Origin of the sequence: Cryobacterium sp. Hh7, assembly GCF_004403155.1 — a bacterium.
Classification (GTDB): domain Bacteria; phylum Actinomycetota; class Actinomycetes; order Actinomycetales; family Microbacteriaceae; genus Cryobacterium; species Cryobacterium levicorallinum.
Genome location: NZ_SOHG01000015.1, coordinates 145,831 through 169,693, shown reverse-complemented (window position 1 = coordinate 169,693; position 23,863 = coordinate 145,831). Strand labels below are relative to the sequence as shown.

General features: G+C 65.8%; 18 protein-coding genes. 11 read left to right on the top strand and 7 right to left on the bottom strand.

All coding sequences use genetic code 11. From position 1 onward, the window contains the following. Positions 1-68: 68 nt before the first annotated feature. The 3 genes from E3T43_RS04710 to E3T43_RS04700 form a co-directional block, all read right to left on the bottom strand. Positions 69-1,073, bottom strand: coding sequence for a sugar phosphate isomerase/epimerase (locus E3T43_RS04710; RefSeq protein ID WP_134471523.1), 1,005 nt, complete (start codon positions 1,071-1,073; stop codon positions 69-71). An 8-nt stretch (positions 1,074-1,081) separates the two neighbouring features. Continuing rightward, positions 1,082-2,272, bottom strand: a complete 1,191-nt coding sequence (locus E3T43_RS04705) for a Gfo/Idh/MocA family protein (RefSeq protein ID WP_174844320.1) — start codon at positions 2,270-2,272, stop codon at positions 1,082-1,084. Between the two features lie 73 nt (positions 2,273-2,345). Beyond that, positions 2,346-3,389: a substrate-binding domain-containing protein gene (locus tag E3T43_RS04700; protein WP_134471522.1), complete on the bottom strand. Its 1,044-nt coding sequence runs from the start codon at positions 3,387-3,389 to the stop codon at positions 2,346-2,348. Between the two features lie 192 nt (positions 3,390-3,581). Between E3T43_RS04700 and E3T43_RS04695 the strand changes: the two genes are divergently transcribed. Genes E3T43_RS04695 through E3T43_RS04665 form a run of 7 tightly spaced genes read left to right on the top strand, consistent with a single transcriptional unit; the run spans position 3,582 to position 11,896 of the window. Then, on the top strand, positions 3,582-5,102 hold the full coding sequence (locus E3T43_RS04695; RefSeq protein ID WP_134471521.1) for a sugar ABC transporter ATP-binding protein: 1,521 nt from the start codon (positions 3,582-3,584) through the stop codon (positions 5,100-5,102). Further along, on the top strand, positions 5,099-6,133 hold the full coding sequence (locus tag E3T43_RS04690; RefSeq protein WP_134471520.1) for an ABC transporter permease: 1,035 nt from the start codon (positions 5,099-5,101) through the stop codon (positions 6,131-6,133). Before E3T43_RS04695 ends, E3T43_RS04690 begins: the two co-directional genes overlap by 4 nt. Beyond that, positions 6,130-7,989, top strand: coding sequence for an FAD-dependent monooxygenase (locus E3T43_RS04685; protein ID WP_241978813.1), 1,860 nt, complete (start codon positions 6,130-6,132; stop codon positions 7,987-7,989). Before E3T43_RS04690 ends, E3T43_RS04685 begins: the two co-directional genes overlap by 4 nt. Before the next feature lie 7 nt (positions 7,990-7,996). Continuing rightward, positions 7,997-8,869: an SCO3242 family prenyltransferase gene (locus E3T43_RS04680; RefSeq protein WP_241978812.1), complete on the top strand. Its 873-nt coding sequence runs from the start codon at positions 7,997-7,999 to the stop codon at positions 8,867-8,869. After that, positions 8,866-9,666 (top strand): EboA domain-containing protein, encoded by an 801-nt coding sequence (locus E3T43_RS04675; protein WP_134471519.1) that lies wholly within the window; start codon positions 8,866-8,868, stop codon positions 9,664-9,666. The genes E3T43_RS04680 and E3T43_RS04675 overlap by 4 nt, the downstream gene beginning before the upstream one ends. Continuing rightward, on the top strand, positions 9,636-10,505 hold the full coding sequence (locus E3T43_RS04670; RefSeq protein ID WP_134471518.1) for a TatD family hydrolase: 870 nt from the start codon (positions 9,636-9,638) through the stop codon (positions 10,503-10,505). Before E3T43_RS04675 ends, E3T43_RS04670 begins: the two co-directional genes overlap by 31 nt. Next, positions 10,502-11,896: an alkaline phosphatase family protein gene (locus E3T43_RS04665; RefSeq protein ID WP_134471517.1), complete on the top strand. Its 1,395-nt coding sequence runs from the start codon at positions 10,502-10,504 to the stop codon at positions 11,894-11,896. Before E3T43_RS04670 ends, E3T43_RS04665 begins: the two co-directional genes overlap by 4 nt. 71 nt (positions 11,897-11,967) lie before the next feature. On the opposite strand, the gene E3T43_RS04660 is transcribed toward E3T43_RS04665, so the two are convergent. Both E3T43_RS04660 and E3T43_RS04655 read right to left on the bottom strand, forming a co-directional pair. Next, on the bottom strand, positions 11,968-12,942 hold the full coding sequence (locus tag E3T43_RS04660) for a sugar phosphate isomerase/epimerase (RefSeq protein WP_134471516.1): 975 nt from the start codon (positions 12,940-12,942) through the stop codon (positions 11,968-11,970). A 34-nt stretch (positions 12,943-12,976) separates the two neighbouring features. Beyond that, positions 12,977-15,139 (bottom strand): PQQ-dependent sugar dehydrogenase, encoded by a 2,163-nt coding sequence (locus tag E3T43_RS04655; RefSeq protein ID WP_134471515.1) that lies wholly within the window; start codon positions 15,137-15,139, stop codon positions 12,977-12,979. Between the two features lie 249 nt (positions 15,140-15,388). On the opposite strand from E3T43_RS04655, the gene E3T43_RS04650 reads away from it, so the two are divergent. Both E3T43_RS04650 and E3T43_RS04645 read left to right on the top strand, forming a co-directional pair. Next, entirely contained in the window at positions 15,389-16,381 is a 993-nt protein-coding gene (locus E3T43_RS04650; RefSeq protein WP_134471514.1) for an IS1595 family transposase, read from the top strand. A gap of 109 nt (positions 16,382-16,490) precedes the next feature. Next, positions 16,491-17,687: an ROK family transcriptional regulator gene (locus E3T43_RS04645; RefSeq protein ID WP_174844319.1), complete on the top strand. Its 1,197-nt coding sequence runs from the start codon at positions 16,491-16,493 to the stop codon at positions 17,685-17,687. A 38-nt stretch (positions 17,688-17,725) separates the two neighbouring features. Here E3T43_RS04645 and E3T43_RS04640 read toward each other — a convergent pair whose 3' ends face one another. Both E3T43_RS04640 and xylA read right to left on the bottom strand, forming a co-directional pair. Further along, complete coding sequence (locus E3T43_RS04640; protein WP_134471513.1) at positions 17,726-19,189, bottom strand: xylulokinase; 1,464 nt, start codon at positions 19,187-19,189, stop codon at positions 17,726-17,728. Between the two features lie 214 nt (positions 19,190-19,403). After that, positions 19,404-20,600, bottom strand: a complete 1,197-nt coding sequence (xylA, locus tag E3T43_RS04635; RefSeq protein WP_134471512.1) for a xylose isomerase — start codon at positions 20,598-20,600, stop codon at positions 19,404-19,406. 507 nt (positions 20,601-21,107) lie between these two features. On the opposite strand from xylA, the gene chvE reads away from it, so the two are divergent. Both chvE and mmsA read left to right on the top strand, forming a co-directional pair. Next, complete coding sequence (chvE, locus tag E3T43_RS04630) at positions 21,108-22,229, top strand: multiple monosaccharide ABC transporter substrate-binding protein (protein WP_134444240.1); 1,122 nt, start codon at positions 21,108-21,110, stop codon at positions 22,227-22,229. A 120-nt stretch (positions 22,230-22,349) separates the two neighbouring features. Continuing rightward, entirely contained in the window at positions 22,350-23,858 is a 1,509-nt protein-coding gene (mmsA, locus tag E3T43_RS04625) for a multiple monosaccharide ABC transporter ATP-binding protein (protein ID WP_134471571.1), read from the top strand. The last annotated feature ends 5 nt before the right edge of the window (positions 23,859-23,863 follow it).

The following is a 23,863-nucleotide window of genomic DNA, read 5'->3' as shown; positions in this document are numbered from 1 at the left end:
TGTGAGAGCCGAGCGCCCTGGCGAGGCCAGGGTGCCACGCGCTTTTGCCCGCGCGAATGGGCCAAAGCCTACGTTCGGGAGCTGAACGCCGCGTCGAACGCTGCCGTTGGAGCGTCAAAGATCAGCGAGCGTACGAAGGCGAGCGCCTCGGGCGCGCCGATCAGGCGATCCATTCCGGCGTCCTCCCACTCCACCGAAATGGGCCCGGAGTAACCGATGGTGTTGAGCATGCGGAAGCTGTCTTCCCATGGCACATCGCCGTGGCCGGTGGAGATGAAGTCCCAGCCGCGGCGGGGGTCGGCCCAGGCCAGAAGTGAGCCGAGGCGGCCGTTGCGACCATTCTTCATGCGCTTCTTGGTGTCTTTGCAGTCAACGTGGTAGATGCGGTCCTTGAAGTCCCAGAGAAAGCTCACCGGGTCGAGGTCTTGCCACACGAAGTGACTCGGATCCCAGTTCAGCCCGAACGCGGGCCGGTGCCCGATGGCCTCGAGGGTGCGAACGGTCGTCCAGTAGTCGAAGGCGATCTCGCTCGGGTGTACCTCGTGGGCGAATCGCACGCCGACCTCGTCGAACACGTCGAGAATCGGGTTCCAGCGGTCGGCGAAATCCTGGTAGCCGGCGTCGATGAGGTCCTGCGAGACGGGCGGAAACATCGCGACATACTTCCAGATCGACGAGCCGGTGAACCCGATGACGGTCTTCACGCCGAGTTTCGCGGCGAGCCGGGCGGTGTTCTTCATCTCCTCGGCGGCACGCTGGCGCACGCCCTCCGGGTCGCCGTCGCCCCAGATCGAGTCGGGAAGAATGTCGCGGTGCCGTTGGTCGATCGGATCGTCACAGACAGCCTGGCCTTTGAGGTGGTTGGAGATTGCCCACACCTTCAGGTTGTACTTCTCGAGCACGCCGAGCTTGTCGGCGACATACTCGGCGTCGTTCCAGCGATTGGGGTCGAGGTGGTCGCCCCAGCAAGCGATCTCGAGGCCGTCGTAGCCCCACTCGGAGGCGAGGCGCGCCACTTCTTCGAAGGGCAGATCGGCCCACTGGCCGGTGAACAGTGTGATGGGGCGGGCCATGAGTTCTCCTATTTCTGTGCTGCGAGTACGGGGGTGGAGGTGGGGGTCCAGGCGCTTCCATTATCGGAGCTGGCTTCGACTGCGGCGAGCACCCGCTGCACCTGCAGGCCGTCAGCGAACGAGGGAGTCGGCTGCACTCCCGCCGAGATGGCCTCGACGAAATCCCTGGCCTGATGGGTGAATCCGTGCTCGTAGCCGAGCGTGTGCCCTGGCGGCCACCAGGCGGCCAGATACGGATGCTGCGGCTCGGTTACCAGAATTTTGGTAAAGCCTTGCTGCCCACTCGCGGCGTGTCCGTCGAAGAAGCTCAGCACGTTGAGATCTTCCAGGTCGAAAGAAATCGCGCCGTCGGAGCCGGCAACCTCGATGCGGAAGGAATTCTTGCGCCCGGTGCTGAAGCGTGTGGCCTCAAAGCTTCCGAGGGCACCGCCCGCGAACCGACCGGTGAACAGGGCCAGATCGTCGACGGTCACAGGGCCGCGCTCGGTGGTTCCGGTGCCGGAGAGCCCCTGCCGGGCACCAAGAAGCGGGCGTTCCTTCACGATCGTCTCGATGATGCCTGAAACGCTCGCGAGCCGGTCTCCGGTGATGAACTGGGCGAGGTCAATGGCGTGGGCACCGATGTCGCCGAGTGCCCCGGAGCCGGCAAGTTCCTTCTGTAGACGCCACGTGAGCGGGGTTTGCGGGTCGACGAGCCAGTCCTGCAGGTAGTTCACGCGCACCTGGCGAATGTCGCCGATCTTGCCGGCGGCGACAAAATCGCGGGCGAGTGTTGCGGCCGGAATTCTCCGATACGTGAACCCGACCATGGCGTAGACGCCCCGGTCGAAGGCGCGAGCGGCGGCATCCGTCATCGCCTCGGCCTCGGCGACCGTGTTGGCTAGTGGTTTCTCGCACAGGACATGTTTGCCCGCGTTGAGCGCGGCGATCGCGATCTCGGCGTGCGACGTGCCAGGGGTGACGATGTCGATCACGTCGATATCCGGCCGGTCGATCACCGCCCGCCAGTCGGAGGACGACTCGGCCCAGCCCCAGCGTGTGGCGGCCTCCGCCGCCTGCGCGGCGTCGCGCCCCACGAGAACGCTCATCTTGGGCTGCGCCGCCAGGTCGAAGAAGCGGGGGGCGACGCGCCAGCCTTGGGAGTGCGCGGCGCCCATGAATCCGTGGCCGATCAATGCGACGCGTAGCGGTGCGCTCATGTGAGAACTCTTTCTGTTGATGGTCACGGGGAGCAAAGGCTGGCTTGCTCCCCGTGCGACGCGCCGGTGGTGCTTAGGACTCGAAGGCGGTCGGCAGGTATTGCTCCACGTTCTCACTGGTCACCACGGGGGCGTTGAGCACGATCCGGTTGGGGATCTCCACCTCCACGAGGTCGCTCATGGCCTTGTCCTGCACGAGCAGGCGCGCCAAGCGGATGCCGTCGGCAGCCTGGGTGGAGGGGTAAACCACGGTGGCCTTCATCACGCTGTCGCCGGCCTGGATCAGGCGCATAGCGTTAGCGGATCCGGCGCCGCCGACCATGAAGAACTCGTCGCGTCCAGCGGCGTCGATGGCAGCGAGCACGCCGATTCCCTGGTCATCGTCGTGGTTCCAGAGCGCGTCGATCTGCGGGGCCGCGGCGAGCAGCTGTGAGGTGGTGGCCTCGCCGCCCGCCACGGTGAAGTCGGCGGAGACGCGGTTGGTGACCGACAGTCCGCAGTCGCTGAGGGCCTGCTTGAAGCCGGCGCTGCGCTCCTGGGTCAGGGGGAGTGAGTCGATGCCGGCGATTTCGGCGACCACGGCGTCGGGGTTGTCGCTGAGTTCCTCGCAGATGTAGGTGCCGGCGCTGACGCCCATTCCGTAATTGTCACCGAGGATGGTGGCGCGGGCGGCGAAGGTGCTCGAGAACTCGCGGTCCACGTTGATCACAGGGATGCCGGCCTCCATGGCGCGGATGGCCACCTGGGTAAGCGCGGCGCCGTCGGTGGGCAGCAGCACGATGGCATCGACGCCATCGTTGATGAAGCCTTCGACCTGGCTGATCTGCAGGTTGGCATCGTTGGTGCCCTCGGCGATCTTGAGGTCGATGTCGGGGTACTTGGCGGCCTCGGCGATGGCGGCGTTGTTGATGGCGCCGAGCCAGCCGTGGTCGGCCGCGGGGCCCGAATAGCCGATGGTGATGCTGTCGCCCTGGGCTTCGTTGCCCTCAACGCTGGCGTTCGTGGGCTGGGTGTTCGTGGCGGTACCGGCCGTGCAGCCGGTGATGAGGCCGACGACGGCCAGCGAGGTGCCGGCGGCGAAAAGAATTCTGCGACGGACAGTGCGGGGTGCAAGCATGTGATTCCCTCTGGCTCGGTGGATGGCTGCAGGTGCAGGGGTGTCGTGCTGCCGGCGAGAGTGCGACTCAATTGTCGAACAATTGAGGAGGCGTCGACGCTGACGAGTTGAACGATAGCAGATGGTGACGGTTTGCGTGCAACTTATTGATGTTCATCGACGTAAGTGTCGCTTTTGTGTTAGGTTTTTTGCATGATCACTGTTGACCATTCCGCAGCATTACTCGAAGTTCGCGGGCTACGAAAGAGTTTCGCCGGTGTGAAGGCGCTTCAGGGCGTTGACCTTGTTGTGCGACCCGGCGAGGTGCACTGTGTGCTCGGCCAGAACGGTGCCGGAAAATCCACCCTCATCAAGACCCTCTCCGGCGCTTATCAGCCTGACTCCGGCGAGATCTTCTGGCAGGGCGAACCGGTCACCATCGGTGGCCCGGTGGCCGCGCTCGAACTCGGCATCGCCACGATGTATCAGGAACTCGACGTGGTCGACGGCCTCACCATCGCTGAGAACGTCTTTCTGGGGCATGAGCAGGCCACCGGCGGTGTGCTGCACGTCGCCTCGGCCAACGCCCGGACGCAGGAGATCCTCGCGCGGCTCGGTCATAGGGAGATCTCGCCGCGCACCGAAGTGGGCCAACTCTCGGCTGCGAACAAGCAGATCGTGAGCATGGCTCGGGCACTGAGCCGCGACACCAAGCTGATCATCATGGATGAACCCAGCGCCGTGCTCGATTCCCAGGAAGTGGAGAACCTGTTCCGCGTCGTCGCTGAGCTCACCGCGCAGGGCATCGCTGTGGTCTACATCTCCCATCGGCTCGCGGAGATTCGGCGCATTGGCGACCGCATCACGGTGATCAAAGATGGCAAAACCACGGCGTCGGGCCTGAGCGTGGCCGATACCCCCACGCCAGACCTCATCCGCTTGATGACCGGCCGCGAAGTCGCCAACGTCTTCCCTGCGGCCACCCCGCTGCCAGCGGATGCGCCCATCGTGCTGAGCTGCGACGCGCTCGGCGTGCGCGGGTTGTTCCGCAACGTCTCGCTCGAGGTGCGCGCGGGCGAGATCGTGGGCCTCGCCGGACTGGTGGGCTCCGGCCGCTCCGAAATTCTTGAGGCCATCTACGGGGCCCGGCGCAGCACGAGCGGCACGGTCACAGTGAACGGCAAGGTGCTGCGCCCCGGCTCCGTCGACGCCGCGGTCAGCGCCGGCATCGGCTTATCCCCGGAGGAGCGCAAGAGCCAGGGACTCATCCTCGACGAACCCATTTTCAAGAACGTCACCTTGTCATCCTTCGCACGGTTCGCCCGCGGCGGGTTTCTGCGCGAGGGCGCAGAACGCGAAGCCGCCCGAAAACAGATTCAGGCCCTCGAGCTGCGGCCGGCCGTTCCCGATCTGGCGACCCGCAGCCTCTCCGGCGGAAACCAGCAGAAGATTTTGCTTGCACGGTGGCTCGTGCACGGCACCACGGTGCTTTTGCTCGACGAACCGACCCGGGGGGTGGACGTCGGCGCACGCGCGGAGATCTACGCCCTCATCCGCCGCCTCGCCGAGGCGGGTACCGCCATCATCGTCGTCTCCAGCGAGATCGACGAGGTGCTCGGCCTGGCCGACCGCGTGCTGGTCATCAGCGACGGCGAGGTTCTCACCACTACTAATTCCAACGAAATCGACGAGCCCGGTGTGCTCGATCTGGTCATGAGAGGAAGTGCCGCATGAGCGAGCAAATCACCCAGGCGGCCCCGCCGACCCCCATTGCGCACGACACACCGCCCGGCATCGTGAAGCGGATGCTGGGCGGATCGGTGGGCCGCAACCTCGGGCTGGTCATCGCCTTCGGGTTGCTGATCCTGGTGGGAGTCCTCACCGCGGGCGACCGGTTCGCCAGTTTCGACAACTTCGTCACCATCATTCGCTTCGCCTCGATCGTTGGCGTGGTCTGCGTCGGAATGACCTTCGTGATCACGGCCGGGGGCATCGACCTGTCGGTGGGTTCGGTGGTGGGCCTGTCGAGCGTGGTGGCGAGCCTCACCGCGGTGCAGCTGGCCTCCGCGCAGTCGTCCTGGCTACTGATCGTCGTGGTCGCGCTTCTCGTCGGCACCCTGGCCGGCTTCGTGAACGGCGTTGTGATTGCGTATGGAGGCGTCGTAGCGTTCATGGCGACGCTCGCCATGCTCGTGGGCGCGCGCGGCCTCGCCGAACTCATCTCGAACCGGTCGACCCAGATCGTGAACAACCAGGAATTTCTGAGCTTCTTTCGCGCCGACCTGCTCGGCGTGCCCATCCTGATCTGGATCTTTTTGGTCGTGGCGGTGGCCGGCTGGGTACTGCTCAACCGCACCACCTTCGGCCGACGTACAGTGGCCGTCGGCGGCAACGCCGAGGCGAGCCGCCTCGCCGGTATCAAGGTGAAGCGCCACATGGTGTACGTCTACATGCTCTCGGGCCTCACCGCCGGCATCGCCGGGGTGATGTTCCTCGGCCGCACCACGGTCGGTACCTCGACGCACGGCACGCTCCTTGAGCTCGACGTGATCGCCGCCGTCGTGGTGGGCGGCACGCTGCTCATCGGCGGCCGCGGCACCATCGTGGGATCCGTGCTCGGCGTACTGATTTTCAGCACGCTCACCAACGTCTTCACCCAGAACAATCTCTCGACCTCGGTGCAGAACGTGGCGAAGGGCGTCATCATCGTGGTCGCGGTGTTGTTGCAGCAGCGATTCGCCTCCCACGGCAGCCGCAGCAAGTGACCCTGCCGGGCAGCAGGGCGCCGATCGTCTTCGATGACGGGATTAGCGAGACCGCCCTGCCGCACGGCGCCCTGGTCGAGACGGAGGTGCTGATCATCGGGTCGGGCCCGGCCGGATCTGCCGCAGCCCTGTTCCTCTCCACCCTCGGCGTCGCCAACATGATGATCACCAAGTACCGATGGACGGCCAATACGCCGCGCGCCCACATCACGAACCAGCGCACGATGGAGATCTTTCGCGACGTCGGCATCGAAGACGCGGTGCGCGCCGAGTCGACACCGAACGAGCTGATGGGTGACACGGTGTTCTGCACGTCGATCGCCGGCGAAGAACTCGGACGCATTCTCACCTTCGGTACGCATCCGGCCCGCCGTGCCGACTACGAACTGGCCTCACCGGCCAGCACCTGCGACATTCCGCAGACCTACCTCGAGCCCATTTTGGTGAAGAACGCCACGACGCGGGGAACACTGACCAGGTTCTCGACGGAGTACCTCTCCCACGTGCAGGATGCGGAGGGGGTGAGTGTGCGCGTGCTGGACCGGCTCACGGGAACCGAGTTCAGCATCCGTGCCAAGTACTTGATCGGCGCCGACGGAGCGCGCTCCCAGGTCGCCGCCGACATCGACCTGCCGATGGAGGGGGAGATGGATATCGCCGGCTCGATGAACATCACCTTCACCGCCGACATCACGCCCTTCGTCGGGCATCGCCCCTCGGTGCTGTACTGGGTGGTGCAGCCCGGGTCGAACATCGGCGGTATCGGAACAGGCCTGGTGCGCATGATCCGGCCGTGGAACCAGTGGCTCGTGGTGTGGGGCTACGACATCTCGCAACCAGCCCCGGTGATCGACGAGGCCGCCGCCACGCAGATCGTTCGCAATCTGCTCGGCCTGCCCGACCTCGAGGTGGAGATCACCGGAACGTCGCTGTGGGGCAACAACGCCCAGTACGCCACCCGGCTGCAGCGGGGGAGGGTGTTCTGCGTGGGAGACGCGGTGCACAAGCATCCGCCGAGTAACGGACTGGGGTCGAATACATCGATTCAGGATTCATACAACCTCTCCTGGAAGCTCGCCGCCGTGCTCGCCGGCACCTCGGGCCCTGAGCTTCTGGAGACCTATACCGAGGAGCGCGCCCCGGTGGCCAGGCAAATCGTACTGCGGGCGAACAAGTCGGCCAGCGAATTCGGCCAGCTATTTGACGCGCTCGGCGTGACCACGGCGCGCACCGAATCGGAGATGATCGAGATGATCGAGGAACGCAAGGCGAACACCCCGGCCGGCGCAGCCAAACGGCAGGCCATCCAGAACGCGATGGAGGTCAAGAACTATGAGTTCAACGCCCACGGCGTTGAGGTCGGACAGTTCTACGAATCGACCGCCATCGTCGGCGACGGATCAGTGCGCCCGGAACCGCAGCGCGATCCCGAACTGTACTACCAACCCTCGACCGTGCCGGGCTCGCGCCTGCCGCACGCCTGGGTGGGAGACAGCACCCACAAGCTCTCGACCCACGACCTCGCCCCCTTCTCGCAGTTCACACTCATCACCGGCATCACCGGCTCAGTCTGGGCGGATGCCGCGGCGCGGGTGGGCGAGCGGCTCGGCGTCAAGCTCGAAACCGTGATCATCGGTCCCGGCCAGCCCGTCACCGACCTGTACTTCGACTGGGCCAGGCTGCGCGAGGTGGCCGAAGACGGTGTCGTACTTGTGCGCCCCGACAAACACATCGGCTGGCGGTCGTACCAGCTGGCCGAGAACCCGGAGGAGGCCGTGTTTGCCGCGATGACCGCGATTCTCAGCCGCGCCGACAGCCGCGCCGACAGCCGTGTCCTTGCCGGTCAGTCGGCCTGAGTCGCGCATGATGACCCCGGATGCTTTTGCCCGCCTCGTGCGCCTTCCCGCCGCGCTCACCGCGCCGGGCGATACCCTGGCCGGCGCCGCTGCCTCTGGGCGCTCCCTCGGCCCGCACACCGTTCTGCTCCCGCTCTGCTCGACCCTGATCTACTGGGCGGGCATGGCCCTGAACGACTACGCCGATAGGGCTCTGGACGCGGTCGAGCGCCCGGAACGACCGATCCCCTCCGGCGACGTGACGCCAGCCGAGGCCCTCACCGTGGCGATCGTGCTCACCGCGGCTGGCGTCGCCGTCGCCGCACTGAGTGGCGGGCGGCGTGCGCTCGCCGTAGCGCTCCCGCTCGCCGCGAGCGTCTGGGCCTATGACCTGGTGTTCAAGTCCACCCCGTTCGGCCCGGTATCGATGGCGGCCACCCGGTTGCTCGACGTGCTGCTCGGCGCCGGATCGGTGCGATCAGGGCTTTCGGCGGCACTCACCGTCTTCACCCACACCCTCGGCACCACCACCCTCAGTCGCGACGAGGTGCACGGATCCACGAGCGCCCTCGTGGGCACCCTGGCCGTCGCGGGCACCGTCTGTGCTTCCGTCGCCGCCGCTGCCGGTCCCGCCATCCGGCCGGCCAACGGATGGCTGCCCCGGGTGGTCGGCGCCGCCCTCGCCACCGTCTATCTCGGCGCCGTCGCGCCAGCGCAACTCCGCGCGCGGAACACGCGTGCCGCCGGCGACGTGCGCCGCGTTGTCGGTGCCTCGGTCATCGGCACGATCGGACTGCAGGCGGCGCTGATCGCGCGGTCCGGCTTCGTTGGAACCGGCCTGGCCGTTGCCGCACTGCTGCCGCTCGGTCTGCGCCTCAGCCGGAAGGTATCCGCCACATGATTGTCACCACATTTGTCACCACGACCGAAACCGCGGGGAGCGTACCAGTGAGCGGCACCGCCCTGCACGACCACCTGACCGACGCCGGATCGATCTGGCTCGAAGCCGCCCGCGTCGACGTTGAGCATCATTCGGCAGCGATCACCCAGCACTACCCGGCCGTGTCCCGGCGCTGTGGGCGTGCCCCACTCCGGGACGGAGACTTGCTGGGCCTGCGCTACGGCACCGTCGACGACGCGGCGCGCGGAGTTCTGCTGGGCGCACTCGCCGGTCCGGAGTGCGTTGATCTTCTGGATGACCTGTATCGTCACGGCGATGCCGGGGAGAAACGCGGTGTGTTGCGCGGACTGCACCGGCTTGACGGTCCCGACGATCCTCGCGGCACTGGCATCGGTTCAACACTCCTGACCCTCGTCGAAGATGCCCTTCGCACCAATGACGTGCGCCTGGTCGCGGCTGCCCTGCAACCGTATGGCGCGCGCTACCTCGGCGTCGAGGCGTACCGCCACGCCGTCGTCAAGTGCGTCTTCATGGGTGTTCCCCTGCACGTCATCGCGAATCTCGCCGAGCGGCAAGACGCCGAACTCGTCCGCATGCTCGTCGACCTCGCCCACGAACGCAGCGCAGCCGGGCGCGATATTCCCGCCGATATTCCCGCCGTGGTCGCCGCGTTTCCCGAGTGCCTGCACCGCGCGGACCTCCCGGCCGACCTGCTCAACGCACTGCAACCGGCCATCCCTCTATATATAAGGAGTAAGAACTCGACATGCGCATCATGGACCCGCACATTCACATGAGTTCCCGCACCACCACCGACTACGAGGCCATGTACGCGGCCGGGGTGCGCGCGGTGGTGGAGCCGGCCTTCTGGCTCGGTCAGCCGCGCACGAGCGTGGACTCGTTCATCGACTACTTCGACGCTCTCGTCGGCTGGGAACCGTTCAGGGCCAGCCAATTCGGCATCCGCCACTTCTGCACGATCGGGCTCAACCCCAAGGAGGCCGGCGACCCGCGCCTGGCCGGCGTGCTCGACATTATGCCGCGCTACCTCGAGAAAGACGGCGTCGTCGCCGTCGGCGAGCTCGGCTACGACTCAATGACCCCGCAGGAAGACCACGCCTTCGCCGCCCAGCTCACGCTCGCCGTAGCCCACGAACTCCCCGCGCTCGTGCACACTCCGCACCGTGACAAGGTCGCCGGCACCCGCCGCACCCTCGACGTGGTGCGGGAGAGCGGCATCGCGCCCGGCATGGTCGTCGTCGACCACCTCAACGAGGTCACCGTGCACGAGGTCGTTGATTCCGGCTGCTGGATGGGCTTCAGTATCTACCCCGACACCAAGATGGACCCCACCCGCATGGTCGCCGTACTGAAAGACGTCGGCCTCGACCGCGTGCTCGTCAACTCGGCCGCCGACTGGGGTCGCAGTGACCCCCTCACCACGCGCCGCACCGGTGAGGCCATGCTCGCCGCCGGTTTCACCGACGATGACGTCGACCGCATCCTCTGGCGCAACCCGGTGGAGTTCTTCGGCCAGAGCGGTCGCCTCGACCTCGACGAACCAAGCGATACAACGGATGCCGCCCCGCCGGCCGAATTCGCCGGCAACTCCATCATGCGGGGTGCCCGCGTATGAGTGAGGCCACGCCGACGCCGCTTCTCGTGATCGATGTCGCCGGCCTCACCCCCCGGCTGCTCGCCGTGATGCCGCGCCTGCAGACCGTCGCGGCCCGCGGCTTTTCCGCCGAGCTCGGTACCGTGCTACCCGCCGTGACCTGCTCGGCGCAGTCCACCTTCCTCACCGGGCTCACACCCGCCGAACACGGCATCGTGGGCAACGGCTGGTACCTGCGCGACATCGGCGAGGTCAACCTCTGGCGCCAGCACAACCGCCTCGTCGGCGGCGAGAAGGTCTGGGAGACCGCCCGTCGCACGAATCCCGGTTACCGGGTGGCGAACGTGTGCTGGTGGTACGCCATGGGCGCCACGACCGACGTCACCATCACACCGCGCCCCGTTTATCACGCCGACGGACGCAAGAGCCCGGATGCCTACATCCGCCCGCCCGCGCTGCACGACGAACTCGTGGCCAAGCTCGGTGACTTTCCGTTGTTCACCTACTGGGGCCCGACCGCGGGTATGGCTTCCTCGCGCTGGATCGTGGGCGCGGCTCGGCACGTTTTACCCGACCACGACCTCACCCTCGTCTACGTTCCGCACCTCGACTACGACCTACAACGGTTCGGTCCCGACGACCCGCGCTCCTTCGAGGCCGCTCGCGAACTCGACCGGGTGCTCGCGCCGCTGCTCGACGATGCCTCACGGCTCGGCGTGACCATCGTGGTGCTGAGCGAATACGGCATCACGAACGTGGACCAGCCGGTGGATGTGAACCGGCTGCTGCGTCGCGAGGGCCTGCTCGAGGTGCACAGCAACGCGAGCGGCGAGCTGCTCGACCCGTGGACCTCCCGGGCCTTCGCGGTCGCCGACCACCAGCTCGCGCACGTCTACGTGCAGGACCCCGCCGATGTGCCGCGGGTGAGCACGCTGCTTGAAGCGCTGCCGGGAGTGGCCGAGGTGCTCGATGCCGAGGGTCAGGCCCGATACGGTCTCGACCACGAGCGCAGCGGCGAGCTCGTGGCCGTGGCCGAGAAACAGGCCTGGTTCACCTACTATTACTGGCTCGACGACGCCCTGGCGCCCGACTTCGCCCGGGGCGTGGAGATTCACAAGAAGCCCGGCTACGACCCAGCCGAGCTGTTCTTCGACCCTGACGACCGTTTCGTGAAGCTGCGGGCGGCCCGCAACCTCGCGAAGAAGAAGGTGGGGCTGCGTTACGCCATGGACGTGGTGCCGCTTGACCCTTCCTGCGTGCGTGGTTCCCACGGGCGCCTGCCCGACAGTTCGGCAGACGCCCCGGTGCTGCTCTGCTCGGACCCGGCGGCCGCCAGGGGCAGCATCGCCGCCACCGAAGTGCGGGATCTGCTCCTGCAGCTTGCCGGGCTGAAACAGCCCGCCGCGGTATAACCGCTCCGGTACCCAGCGCACAACAACGGCGCCCCCTCGCAGGGGCGCCGTTGTCATGCCAGAAGGGAGTGCTAGAAGCGCACGTTCCGCAGGTAGTTGTAACCCACTTCGGCGGTCTGCAGCGGGGTGACGTCGGGCTGGTCGTTCTCGACCGCGTACAGCTTCACCGGGTGGGCATCGAAGATGCGCGCGAAGTCGATCGTGCCGGTGCCGAGGTCAGCGAATCCGCCGGCCGCGTCGCGGTCCTTCACGTGGTACTCGAGCACCTTCTGCGGCGCATCCTTGATCACGTCGATAGCGAACTGCACCGGGTCAGCGGCGCCGACACCCACACCGCCGGTGACGGCCCAATAGAGGTCCACCTCGAGGTGAACGAGCTTCGGGTCGAGCCGGGTCGTGAAAACTTCCCACGGCGTGAGCCCGCCACCGAGGTCGGTCGTGAACTCGTGGGCGTGGTTGTGGTACCCGTACTTGATCCCCGCCGCCTGGGCAACGGATGCCTCGGCGTTCATCTGGTCAGCCCACAGGCGCCAGTCGTCGGCCACGCTCGAGGCCAGATAGGGAACATTCATGTACGTCTGCCCCAGCGTTACCGCACCGGCGATCTTGGCCTGCAGCGCCGCGGGCGAGCCGCTGATACCGTCGTGGCTCGAGCTCGGCGTGATGCCGAGTTCGTCGAGGTAGGCGCGCATGGCCGCCGGGGTGCGGCCGTAGAGCCCGGCGAGTTCCACCTTGGTGTAACCGTAGTCTGCGAGCGCTTCAAAGGTGGCGTCAACGCCGTCGCCCCTCATGATCGACCGCAACGTGTACAGCTGGATGCTGATCAGTCCCGGCGGAACCTTGCGGCCCTTACCCGGCTTGCCTGCCGCGCCCGCTTTGGCAGAATTCAGGCCCGGTGTCGCCATGGCCGAGCTCGCGCCGGCCACGGCGAGGCCGGCTCCGGCTCCTGCCGCGAGTGCGCCGCGCAGAAAGTTGCGGCGGTTGAGGTTCTTCTTGCCTGCGAGCGACTTGTTCAGTTCATTCGCTCCGTCAAATCCGAAACACATGTGAGTACCTTTCGTTAGGTGTGCGAGGCAGAAATTAGTTGGAGCGCAGTACGACCTCGGCGGAGCCGGTGAGGGGTCCGGAGGAGTCGCCGCCGGCATCCGTGTATGAGGCGTTGAAGACCCCGGAGAGGTCATCGGTCTCCGGGTTGTGGCCGGAGGGAACCGTGGTGGTGATGGTTCCCGTGCAACCGCCCGACGTGGTGATCGGGTGGCCGTGCGAATCGTGGCCCAGGATGTAGGTCACGGTCACGAGCGAGCAGTCGACCGCCTGGTCGTCGGTCACGAGAACCTCGTAGGTCACCGTGTCGCCGAACTGGAAGTCCTGGCCGACCACGGGGGTGAGGAAGGTCACGACCGGGGCCTGGTTGCCCACCTCGATCTCGACCTCTGCGGAGGCGTAGCGTCCGCGGTCCTTGCCACCGGCATCCGTCACCTGCAGGGAAGCCGTGAAGGCGCCATCCGTCTCGTAGGTAAAGGTGGGGTTTGGCTCGCGAGAGTCGATGACCCCGTCGGACTCGAAGTCCCAGGCGTAGCTGAGCTGGTCACCCTCTGGATCGGTGGTTCCCTCGCTGGAGAACTCAACGGTGAGCGGTGAGGCGCCAGCGGTCGGCGTGCCGGAGGCCATCGGGAGGGGCGAGCGGTTGCCCTGGTCGCCCACGAAGTCGATGCGGGAGAGCTGCGCGTCTGGGTTCTGCGCGAAGTATCCGTCGCCGTATTCGAGAACATAGAGGGCGCCGTTCGGGCCGAACTCCATGTCGATCGGGTTGTCGACGATGATGGAATCCACCACGGCCTCGATCTTCGCCAGCTCGCCGTCGGTGAGCGTCATGCCCTTGATGTAGTCGCGGGTCCATTCATAGAACATCGACATACCGTCGTAGTATTCGGGCCAGGCAACGGATGCCTTACCCTTTGACGCCTTCTTGTCGTAGTCATACGCGGGGCCGGCCATCGGGCCGATGCCGCCGGTCTCAAGCTCAGGGAACTCAGACGACAACCCGTAGCCGTACCAGACGTCGGGCTGCACAACGGGAGGCAACTCGCGCAGGCCAGTGTTGCGGGGCGAATCGTTCACCGGAGCGGCGCAGTCAAAGGTGTCGCCGGAGAGGCCGGTGGCGAAGTCGAAGTCCACGTAGGGCAGCTCGGCGGTGGCGCAGTACGGCCAGCCGTAGTTTGCCGCTTCGGTGATACTCGTCCACTTGCCGGTGCCGGCTGGGCCGCGCAGGGGATCGGCGGTCCGGGAATCGGGGGAATAGTCGCCAACGTACAGCTCGCCGGTTTTCTGGTTGAGTTCGATGCGGAACGGGTTGCGCATGCCCATCACGTAGATTTCCGGGCGGGTGAGCTCGGTGCCGGGGGCGAACAGGTTGCCTTCGGGGATCGTATAGCCGCCGTCTGCTGTGGGTGTGATGCGCAGGATCTTGCCGCGCAGGTCGTTGGTGTTGGCTGCGCTGCGCTGCGCGTCGAAGGCCGGGTTGCGTTCGATGCGCTCGTCGATCGGTACGAAACCGTCGGAGGAGAACGGGTTCGAGTCGTCGCCGGTGGAGAGGTAGAGGTTGCCGACCGTGTCGAAGACGATGTCTCCGCCCACGTGGCAGCAGATGCCGCGGTCCACGTCGACGTCCAGGATCTTCTGCTCGCTTGCAAGGTCGAAGACGGCGCCGTCGAACTGGAAGCGCGAGAGGGTGATGGAGCCCTTGAACGGGGCGAAGTCAGCCGCTGTGCCGGTGAGCGGGGCGTCGCCCTCGTTCACGCCGGCGGTTGCCGGGTCGTCGATCGGAGTGTTCAGCGGTGCGGAGTAGTACAGGTAGATCCAGTTGTTGCCCGGTGTGCCGAACTTCGGGTCCAGGGCGATGCTCTGCAGTCCCTCTTCGTCGTGCTGGTACACCTCGAGTGACGCGGCGAGGGTGTTGAGCCCCGATTGTGCGTCGTTGAGCCAGATGTCGCCGGCCCGGGTGGTGTGCAGCACGTCATTGTTGGGCAATACGGCCAGGTCGAGCGGCTCGCCCGGGGTGGCGTCGAGGGTGACCTTCTGAAAGCTCGAATCGGCGGGGGCTGCCGGGGTCGGCGCGCCGGGTATGCCCGGGGGCACTGTGTCGCCGGGGGCCGCTACTGCGGGCGCCGCGGTGAGGGCGGCGACCACGAGGGTGGCCATCGCCGCCCCCGCAGTCAGTCGAAGTCCGTGCTTCGTTCGCATATCTGGTTCTCCTCGGTGAGATCAGGGCGCAACTCTCAGGTGAGCGGGGCCGGTGTCGCCACGGTATGTGCATACTTCGGTGTCTGAATAACCGGAAGACCTAACATCTATTTGCCGCTCGGTGCCGTAAAAAAATCCCGAGCCCGCCTAGGGATACCGCGCCGGGGGTGCACTCTTCGGCACCGAACTACAAACCCCCTTATTTTTGACCGCACGGGGTTTCGCGTTCAGTGCCCTAGTCTGGGGGACATGCCAACGCCGGCACGACCCGCCTACCCCAACTCGTACGCCGACCTGCGCCTATGGTTTGACGAAGAGTGGAAGTGCCTCGACTACCTCGACTGGTTACGGTGGCCGAACGGATTCCGCTGCCCGAACTGTGCACACGAGCACGGCTGGCGCGAGGCGCACCAGCGGTGGCGGTGCGCGGGCTGCGGCAAACGCATTTCCGCGACAGCCGGAACAATTTTTCACGGCACCCGCACCGAGCTCGCCGTGTGGTTCAGTGCGGCCTGGTTGCTCGTAAACAGCAAGGTCGGGCTGTCGGCGACCCAGTTACATCGGGAGACCGAGCTCGGCTCACTGCAGACAGCCTGGGCGATGTTGCACCGCTATCGATCGGTCATGGTGCAACCGGGCCGGGATCGCCTGCGCGGCAACGTGGAGGTCGACGTGTCCTACCTCGGCGGCTCGGTTCCCGGCCGGGGTCCTCTGAGTCGAGTACTGTTCGCAGTAGCCGTCGAAGTGGATGCCGATGGTCTCGGCCGTACCCGCATTGCGGTGATCCCGAGCGCCGGGACAGCGCAGCTGGCCGCTTTTATGCTGGATTCCGTCGAGCCAGGCAGCCGCGTCGTAACCCACGACTGGTCCGCGTATCCGGCGGGAATCCGAGACCGGTACGCTCACGTAGCACGGCCTCTGTCTGCGCCGGGTTCCCCAACCCGCCAGGTGCTGCCCGCCGTGCGCCGCGTGGTCTTTCAGGCCAACCATTGGCTGATGGGGCCGCGCCAGGGAGCGGTCAGTGCGGAACACCTGCCCGCCTACGTCGACGAATGGGTGTTTCGGTTCAATCATCGGCACTCCGAGAGTCGTGGGCAGCTTTTTCATAAGCTGCTGCGTTACGCCGTGGCCGGGCAGCCCGTCACCTATCAGTCGCTGCTGAAGACCGGGCGCACCCGACCCGCGGTCGGCGTGCCGAGCCAGGCAACCCCATCGGGTTCCCTGGCGCTGCCCTGGCGCTGACCGGCGCTGACCGGCACCGTCGTGGTGCTGGTGGCTCTGCGGGGCCGCCGCAGCGGCATCCGCTCGGAAAGTATCGAAGTTCGAATGATTCGTATGGTTGAATTGCCTGATGGTCGACATAAGCCACGTCAACGCCCTCGGTTCGGCCGGAGCCAGTGACCTTTTTCAAGTGTTGCGGGACGGGCAACCACGCACCCGAACGGAATTGGCCGACCTCTCCGGACTGGCCCGATCCACCGTGGCGCTGCGCGTTGACGCGCTCACGCGTCTCGGGCTCGTCGGTCCGGCCGGGAACGCCACCTCCACCGGAGGTCGGCCTTCGTCGCAGTTCGCCCTGCAATCCGGCAACAAGTTCGTGCTGGCCGTGGACATCGGCGCGAGCCATATTCGGATCGCGCTCAGCGACCTGGGCGGAAAAACCCTTGTACAGGACTCCACGTTCCGCGAAATCGCAGACGGGCCAGAGGCCGTATTGAATTGGGTCATCGAGGCCGGCGCGCGGTTGTTCAGCGCCAGCAAGCGGTCAATGGCCGACCTGCTCGCGATCGGTGTCGGCCTACCCGGGCCGGTCGAGCACAGCAGCGGCCGGCCGATCAACCCGCCGATCATGCCGGGCTGGGACCGCTTTGACGTGCCCGGCTGGCTTCAGCAGCACTTTCATGTTCCCGTGCTCGTCGACAACGACGTGAACCTGATGGCGCTCGGCGAACGGGAATTTGCCTGGTCAGAAACTGACCACCTCGTGTTCATGAAGGTTGCCACCGGCATCGGTGCCGGCGTCATATCCGGTGGCTACCTGCAGCGCGGCGCGCAGGGTATCGCCGGTGACCTGGGGCACGTGCAGATCGCCCGCGGGGCGGGGGTGCCGTGCCGCTGCGGCAACGAGGGATGTCTCGAGGCCGTGGCCTCCGGAGCGGCACTCACCCGCCTGCTGGGTGCTCAGGGCCTTCCGGTGACCACGAGCCAGCACGTTGTCGACCTGGTTAAACAGGGCAATCTCGAAGCGATCCGAGCCGTGCGCCAAGCCGGGCGAGACATGGGCGAGGTGCTCACCATGTGTGTCAACCTGATCAATCCATCCGTCATCGTTCTCGGCGGGTCGATGGCCCAGGCCGGGGAACACCTGATCGCGGGCGTGCGGGAAGTCGTCTACTCGCGCTCCAACCCCCTCGCCACCCAGCACCTGCAGATCACGCAGTCCAGCGCGGGGGCCAACGCCGCCATTCTGGGCGCGAGCATGCTCGCCATCCACTACGCGCTGTCGCCGGACCGCATCGAGGCCATGGTCGCGGGGCTCACCGCCTGACCCGATCTGTTCGCCGGATCGGACCAGAGTGCCCGGTATCAGACGGCCGAGTGCGCCGCGTACTGGGCGCGGATGACCGGGCAAAAGTCGGGCACCGGCTCGGCCGCAATGGCCGCAGCCCAGGTCGGACAGGTGCCGGTCAGAGCCCAGGCCGCCTGCACTGCCCCGCCGTCGGCGACATACTCGCCCGGCGCCGGTACCACGACCGGAGCGGCGAACACCTGGGCGGCGATGGCGCGCACGGCCGGGTTCTGCGCCGCCCCGCCGATCAGCAGAATGCGCCCGACGCTCACGCCCAGCGCCTGCACGGCGTCGAGGCCGTCGGCCAGTCCGCACAACATGCCCTCGATCGCGGCGCGTGCCAGGTTCGGCCGGGTCGTCGACGCGAGAGTCATTCCGAAAACGGATGCCGTCGCCTCCGGCAGGTTCGGCGTGCGTTCCCCGGCGAAGTACGGCTGCAGCACGAGGCCGCCTGCTCCCGGCTCGGCTTCTAGGGCGAGGCGCCCCAACTCGTCGTAGTCGACGCCGAGCAGCGCTGCGATGGAGTCGAGAACGCGGGCGGCATTGAGGGTCGCGACCAGGGGCAGGAAGTCTGCGGAAGCCGAGGCGAATCCGGCGACGGAGCCGGAGGCATCCGTTGTGGGCTGATCGGTGACGGCGAACACGGTGCCGCTCGTGCCGATCGAGACGATGACATCGCCGGCGCTCGCGCCGAGGCCGAGGGCGGCACCCGCATTGTCGCCGGCACCCGCGGCGACCACGATGCCGGCGGGGAGCCAGGCGTGGTTGCTGCCGCCCAGTCGCGCGGTGACGCCGGCCTGTTCGTCGGCGCCGAGCACGCGGGGGAGCACGGCGGCGTGGCCGAGGGCGAGTTCGAACAGGTCAAGGTCGTACTCGCCGGTGCGCGGTGACCAATACGCTGTGCCGCTCGCGTCGGAACGGTCGGTGGTGAGCTCGGTCAGCACGGGGCCGAGGGGATTTTCGGCGGCCGGGCCATCGGCGACGACGGAGGTCGCGGCCGGGCCGAAGCCGCGTAGACGCCAGGTGAGCCAGTCGTGCGGCAGGGCTACGGCGGCGACCCGGGCCGCGTTGGCCGGTTCGGCTTCCTGCAGCCAGCGGAGTTTGGTCGCGGTGAAGGACGCGACCGGAACGACTCCGGTGCGGGCGGCGTACTCGGCGGCGCCTACTTCGCGCAGCAGGTCGAGGGCGGCCGGGGCGCTGCGGGTGTCATTCCAGAGCAGCGCCGGGCGAATGACTTCGCCGTCGACGTCGAGCACGACCATGCCGTGCTGCTGCGCCCCGATCGAGATGGCGGCGACGTCGTCGAGCCCGCCGGCGTCAGCGACGGCCTCCTGCAGGGCGTCCCACCAGGCGGCGGGGTCGACCTCGGTGCCTTCGGGGTGGCTGGCCCGACCGGACCGCACCAGCGCTCCGGTATCGGCGTCACGAATGACGACCTTGCAACTCTGTGTCGACGAATCGACTCCGGCAACCAGTGTCATGACATGTCCGTTCGTAGGTGGGGCGGCACAATTAACACAAAAATATCGGATGAGCGCGCCCGATGTGGGTACCCGCTGCGGTAACGGGCGTAGCGCGCACCGATATCGGGTGCGGCCACGAGGCGTGGGTGCCCTGCGCATCGCAAATAGCGACCCTTGGCCCCGGAGCATCCGCTCGCGGGGCCAAGGGTGAGTAATGCGGAGTGATGCAGGGCTAGCGGGCGCCGAGCAGGTGTTCGAGGGCGAGTTGCTGCAGGTGCACGAAGCCGAAGCCCTTGCCGCCGAAGTAGGCGTCGGTGTCGAAGTCTTCGTAGGAGCCGCGGTCGGCGAGTAGGTCGTCGTAGCTTTCGCCGGCGGCGAGGGTGTTGTTCGACAGGTCAGGCACCTTCGACGCGGCGAGGGCCGCCTGCACCTCGGGGTCGGCGCGGAAGGCGGCGGCCCGCTGCTTGAGCAGCAGGTAGGTGCGCATGTTGGCCGCGGCGCTGGTCCACACTCCGGCGACGTCTTCCGTGCGTGAAGGCTTGTAGTCGAAGTGGCGGGGCCCGGTGTAGGTCTGGCCACCGTTCGGGCCGCCGTTTTCGAGCAGGTCGACGAGGGCGAACGCGTTCTGCAGGTCGCCGTGCCCGAAGACCAGGTCCTGGTCGTACTTGATGCCGCGTTGACCGTTGAGGTCGATGTGGAACAGCTTGCCCTGGTACAGCGCCTGGGCGATGCCGGCAGCGAAGTTGAGGCCGGCCATCTGCTCGTGCCCGACTTCGGGGTTCACGCCGACCATTTCGGGCCGCTCAAGCGTTTCGATGAAGGCCATCGCGTGGCCGACGGTCGGCAGCAGAATATCGCCGCGGGGTTCGTTGGGCTTGGGCTCAATGGCAAAGCGGATGTCGTAGCCCTTGTCGGTGACATAGTCGCCGAGCAGGTTGACGGCCTCACGATAGCGCTCCAGCGCCGAACGGATGTCCTTGGCTGCGTCATACTCGGCGCCCTCGCGCCCGCCCCACATCACGAAAGTCTTCGCGCCGAGCTCGGCGGCGAGGTCGATGTTGCGCAAAACCTTGCGGAGCGCGAACCGGCGCACCGCGCGGTCGTTCGAGGTGAAGCCGCCGTCCTTGAAGACCGGAGCGCTGAACAGGTTGGTGGTGACCATCGGCACGACCAGGCCGGTGTCGGCGAGGGCCTGCTTGAGGCGGTCGATTTGAGACTGGCGGGCGGCATCCGTTGAACCGAAGTCGAACAGGTCATCATCGTGAAAGGTGAGGCCGTAGGCGCCGAGCTCGGCCAGGTTGGTGACGGCGTCGACCACGTCGAGCTTGGGCCGGGTCGGGCCGCCGAACGGGTCGCTGCCGTTGTAGCCGACGGTCCACAGGCCGAAGGAGAACTTGTCGTCGCGGGTGGGGGTCAGGCTCACGGTCATGTCACTACTTCCATTTCAGCTGCATTGGTGATTTGTTGATTACTCAAACATATATCAGGAATGAACGAATTTGTGCGGCAACTTGAGGAAGTTGGCCATTTGACTCCGGCCAGAACTATTCAGCAGTTTAAGTACCCCCATTTGGGGGAGAAACTGCGTGACTTGATAACAAATCCCTCTCGATTGCGCGCAATTCGGCCCAAAAATAAAAAAACAGTTGGCAAACGACGAAGAAATTAGATATGTTCTCTCCGTGAACAAAGTCGTCCGCGACGATTTTCAACTCGCCCGATTAGGCAGATTCGCCCGGTCGATTTCAGCACCACATTTTCACCCATGCACAGGATTCCGCATGCTTGACGGCGTGAATCCACGCTTCACATCACCCTTACCGCGGTGACATACCGAGCTGCCCTTCGTGGCGGTCTCGCGGAATGCCCACCGTTTGAGCAGTCGTCGGTTCGCCGCCCCTGCGCCTGGCAGCATTCAGAGAGGAAAGCACCAATGATGACCCTAACCAAGAGGATCCTCGCCCTAGCGGCGACCGGAGCCGTAGCCCTGTCCCTCGCGGCGTGTGCCGACACGAGCACGACCGCCGGAGGCGATGGCGCAGCAGCCAGCGCCGACTGCAACGTCGGAATTTCAATGCCGACCCGCAGCCTCGAGCGCTGGATCAATGACGGCGAGCAGCTCAAGTCGCTGCTCGAAGACGCTGGTTGCACCGCTGACCTGCAGTACGCCGACAACAAGACCGACCTGCAGATCAGCCAGATTCAGAACCAGGTCGCCGGCGGCGCCAAGATTCTCGTCGTCGCAGCAGTGGATGGAAAAGTACTCGCCCCTGTGCTCGCCGAGGCCGCCGGCCAGGACGCCAAGGTCATCGCCTATGACCGTCTGATCAACGGCACCGAGAACGTCGATTACTACGCGACGTTCGACAACTACAAGGTCGGCACCCTGCAGGGCCAGTACATCGAAGAGCAGCTCGGCCTCGCCGACGGCGCCGGCCCGTTCAACCTCGAGCCCTTCGCCGGCAGCCCGGACGACAACAACGCCAAGTTCTTCTTCTCCGGCGCCTGGGACGTTCTGCTGCCCTACGTCGAGAGCGGCCAGCTGGTCGTTCCGAGCGGTAAGTCGCCGTCCTCCAACGACGACTGGGCTTCCATTGGAATCCAAGGCTGGATCTCGGCCTCAGCGCAGTCCGAAATGGACAACCGCCTGTCGTCGTTCTATTCCGGCTCTGAAAAAGTTGACGTTGTGCTCTCGCCCAATGACAGCCTCGCCATCGGCATCATCGCTTCGCTGAAGAGCGCCGGCTACACGCCGGGCGAGAGCTACCCGATCATCACCGGCCAGGACGCCGACAAGGCCAACGTGCTCGCCGTTCTTGACGGCGAGCAGTCCATGACCGTGTGGAAGGACACCCGCACGCTCGGCAAGCAGGTCTTCGACATGATCCAGCAGATCGCGGCTGGCGAAGATGTCACCGTCAACGACACGAAGACCTACGACAACGGCGAAAAGGTCGTTCCGTCGTTCCTGCTCGACCCCGAGGTCGTCGTGAAAGATGATGTGCAGACCAAGCTCATCGACTCCGGCTTCACCAAGGCAGCGGACGTCGGACTCTAACGAGTCTCCGTCGGTCGGCCCCGCGTGAGCGGGGCCGACCATTCTGCCCATCACTGGGCTTCAACGCAACACACAATTTTGATCAGGAGGCTGCCCTTGGAGCACACGACCATCCTCAGGATGCACAACATCGTGAAGGATTTCAGCGGCGTTAAGGCACTCGACGGTGTGTCCATCGTCGTCGTTCGCGGTGAAGTACACGCCGTCTGCGGCGAGAACGGCGCCGGTAAATCAACACTGATGAAGGTGCTCAGCGGTGTGTATCCCTCCGGCAGCTTCGAGGGCACCATCGAGTTCGAGGGCAAACCGGTCGCCTACAAGACGATCAATGACAGCGAGGCCGACGGCATCGTCATCATCCACCAGGAACTCGCGCTGAGCCCCTACCTATCGATCGCCGAAAACATCTTTCTCGGCAATGAGAACTCCAGACGTGGCGTCATCGACTGGAATAAGACCAACCGCGAAGCCGCCCTGCTGCTCGCTCGGGTCGGCCTCGCCGAAAACCCGGCCACCAAGGTGCTCGAACTCGGCGTCGGCAAGCAGCAGCTGGTCGAGATCGCCAAGGCGCTCTCCAAGCAGGTCAAGCTGCTCATTCTCGACGAGCCGACCGCAGCCCTCAACGACGAGGACTCTGCGCACCTGCTCGGCCTGATTGAACACCTGCGTGGCCAGGGCATTACCTGCATCATCATCAGCCACAAGCTGAAAGAGATTAAGCGCATTGCCGACACGGTCACCGTCATTCGTGATGGTAAGACCATTGAGACCATCAAAATGGATGGCCCGGACGCAACCGAGGCCAGGATCATCCGCTCTATGGTGGGTCGCGAACTCAACAACCTGTTTCCGCCGCGCGAACCCAAGATCGGCACCGAGGTTCTGCGCGTCGAAGACTGGACCGTTTACCATCCGGTGGACACCAGCCGCAAGGTCGTCGACGCTGCCTCGTTTACCGTCAAGGCCGGCGAGATCGTCGGTTTCGCCGGGCTGATGGGAGCCGGACGCACCGAACTCGCCATGAGTATCTTCGGCCGCTCTTACGGCACCAAGATTTCCGGCAGGATCTTCAAAAACGGCGACGAAATTCAGCTGCGCACGGTAGGCGAGGCGATCAAGCACGGCTTCGCCTATGCCACCGAAGACCGCAAGCTGTATGGTCTCAACCTTATCGGAGACATCACCGTGAATGTCTCGGCTGCCGCACTCGCCAAGCTCGCGAGGTGGGGCGTCATTGATCGGCACCGCGAGTACAAGGTCGCCAACTCCTACCGCGAGAAAATGAACATCAAGGCGCCGAGCGTCTCGTCGATCACCGGCAAGCTCTCCGGCGGTAACCAGCAGAAGGTCGTGCTGTCGAAGTGGATCTTCGCCGGCCCCGACATCCTCATTCTCGACGAACCGACCCGCGGCATCGACGTCGGCGCCAAATACGAGATCTACGGAATCATCAACGAGCTGGCAGCGCAGGGCAAAGCCGTCGTCGTGATCTCCTCCGAGCTGCCAGAACTCATCGGCCTTTCCGACCGCATCTACGTCATTTCAGAGGGCAAGCTCACCGGTGAAGTTGCCGCAGCGAATGCCTCCCAAGAAACACTCATGCACTACATGACCGCGGGAAAGGACTGACCCCG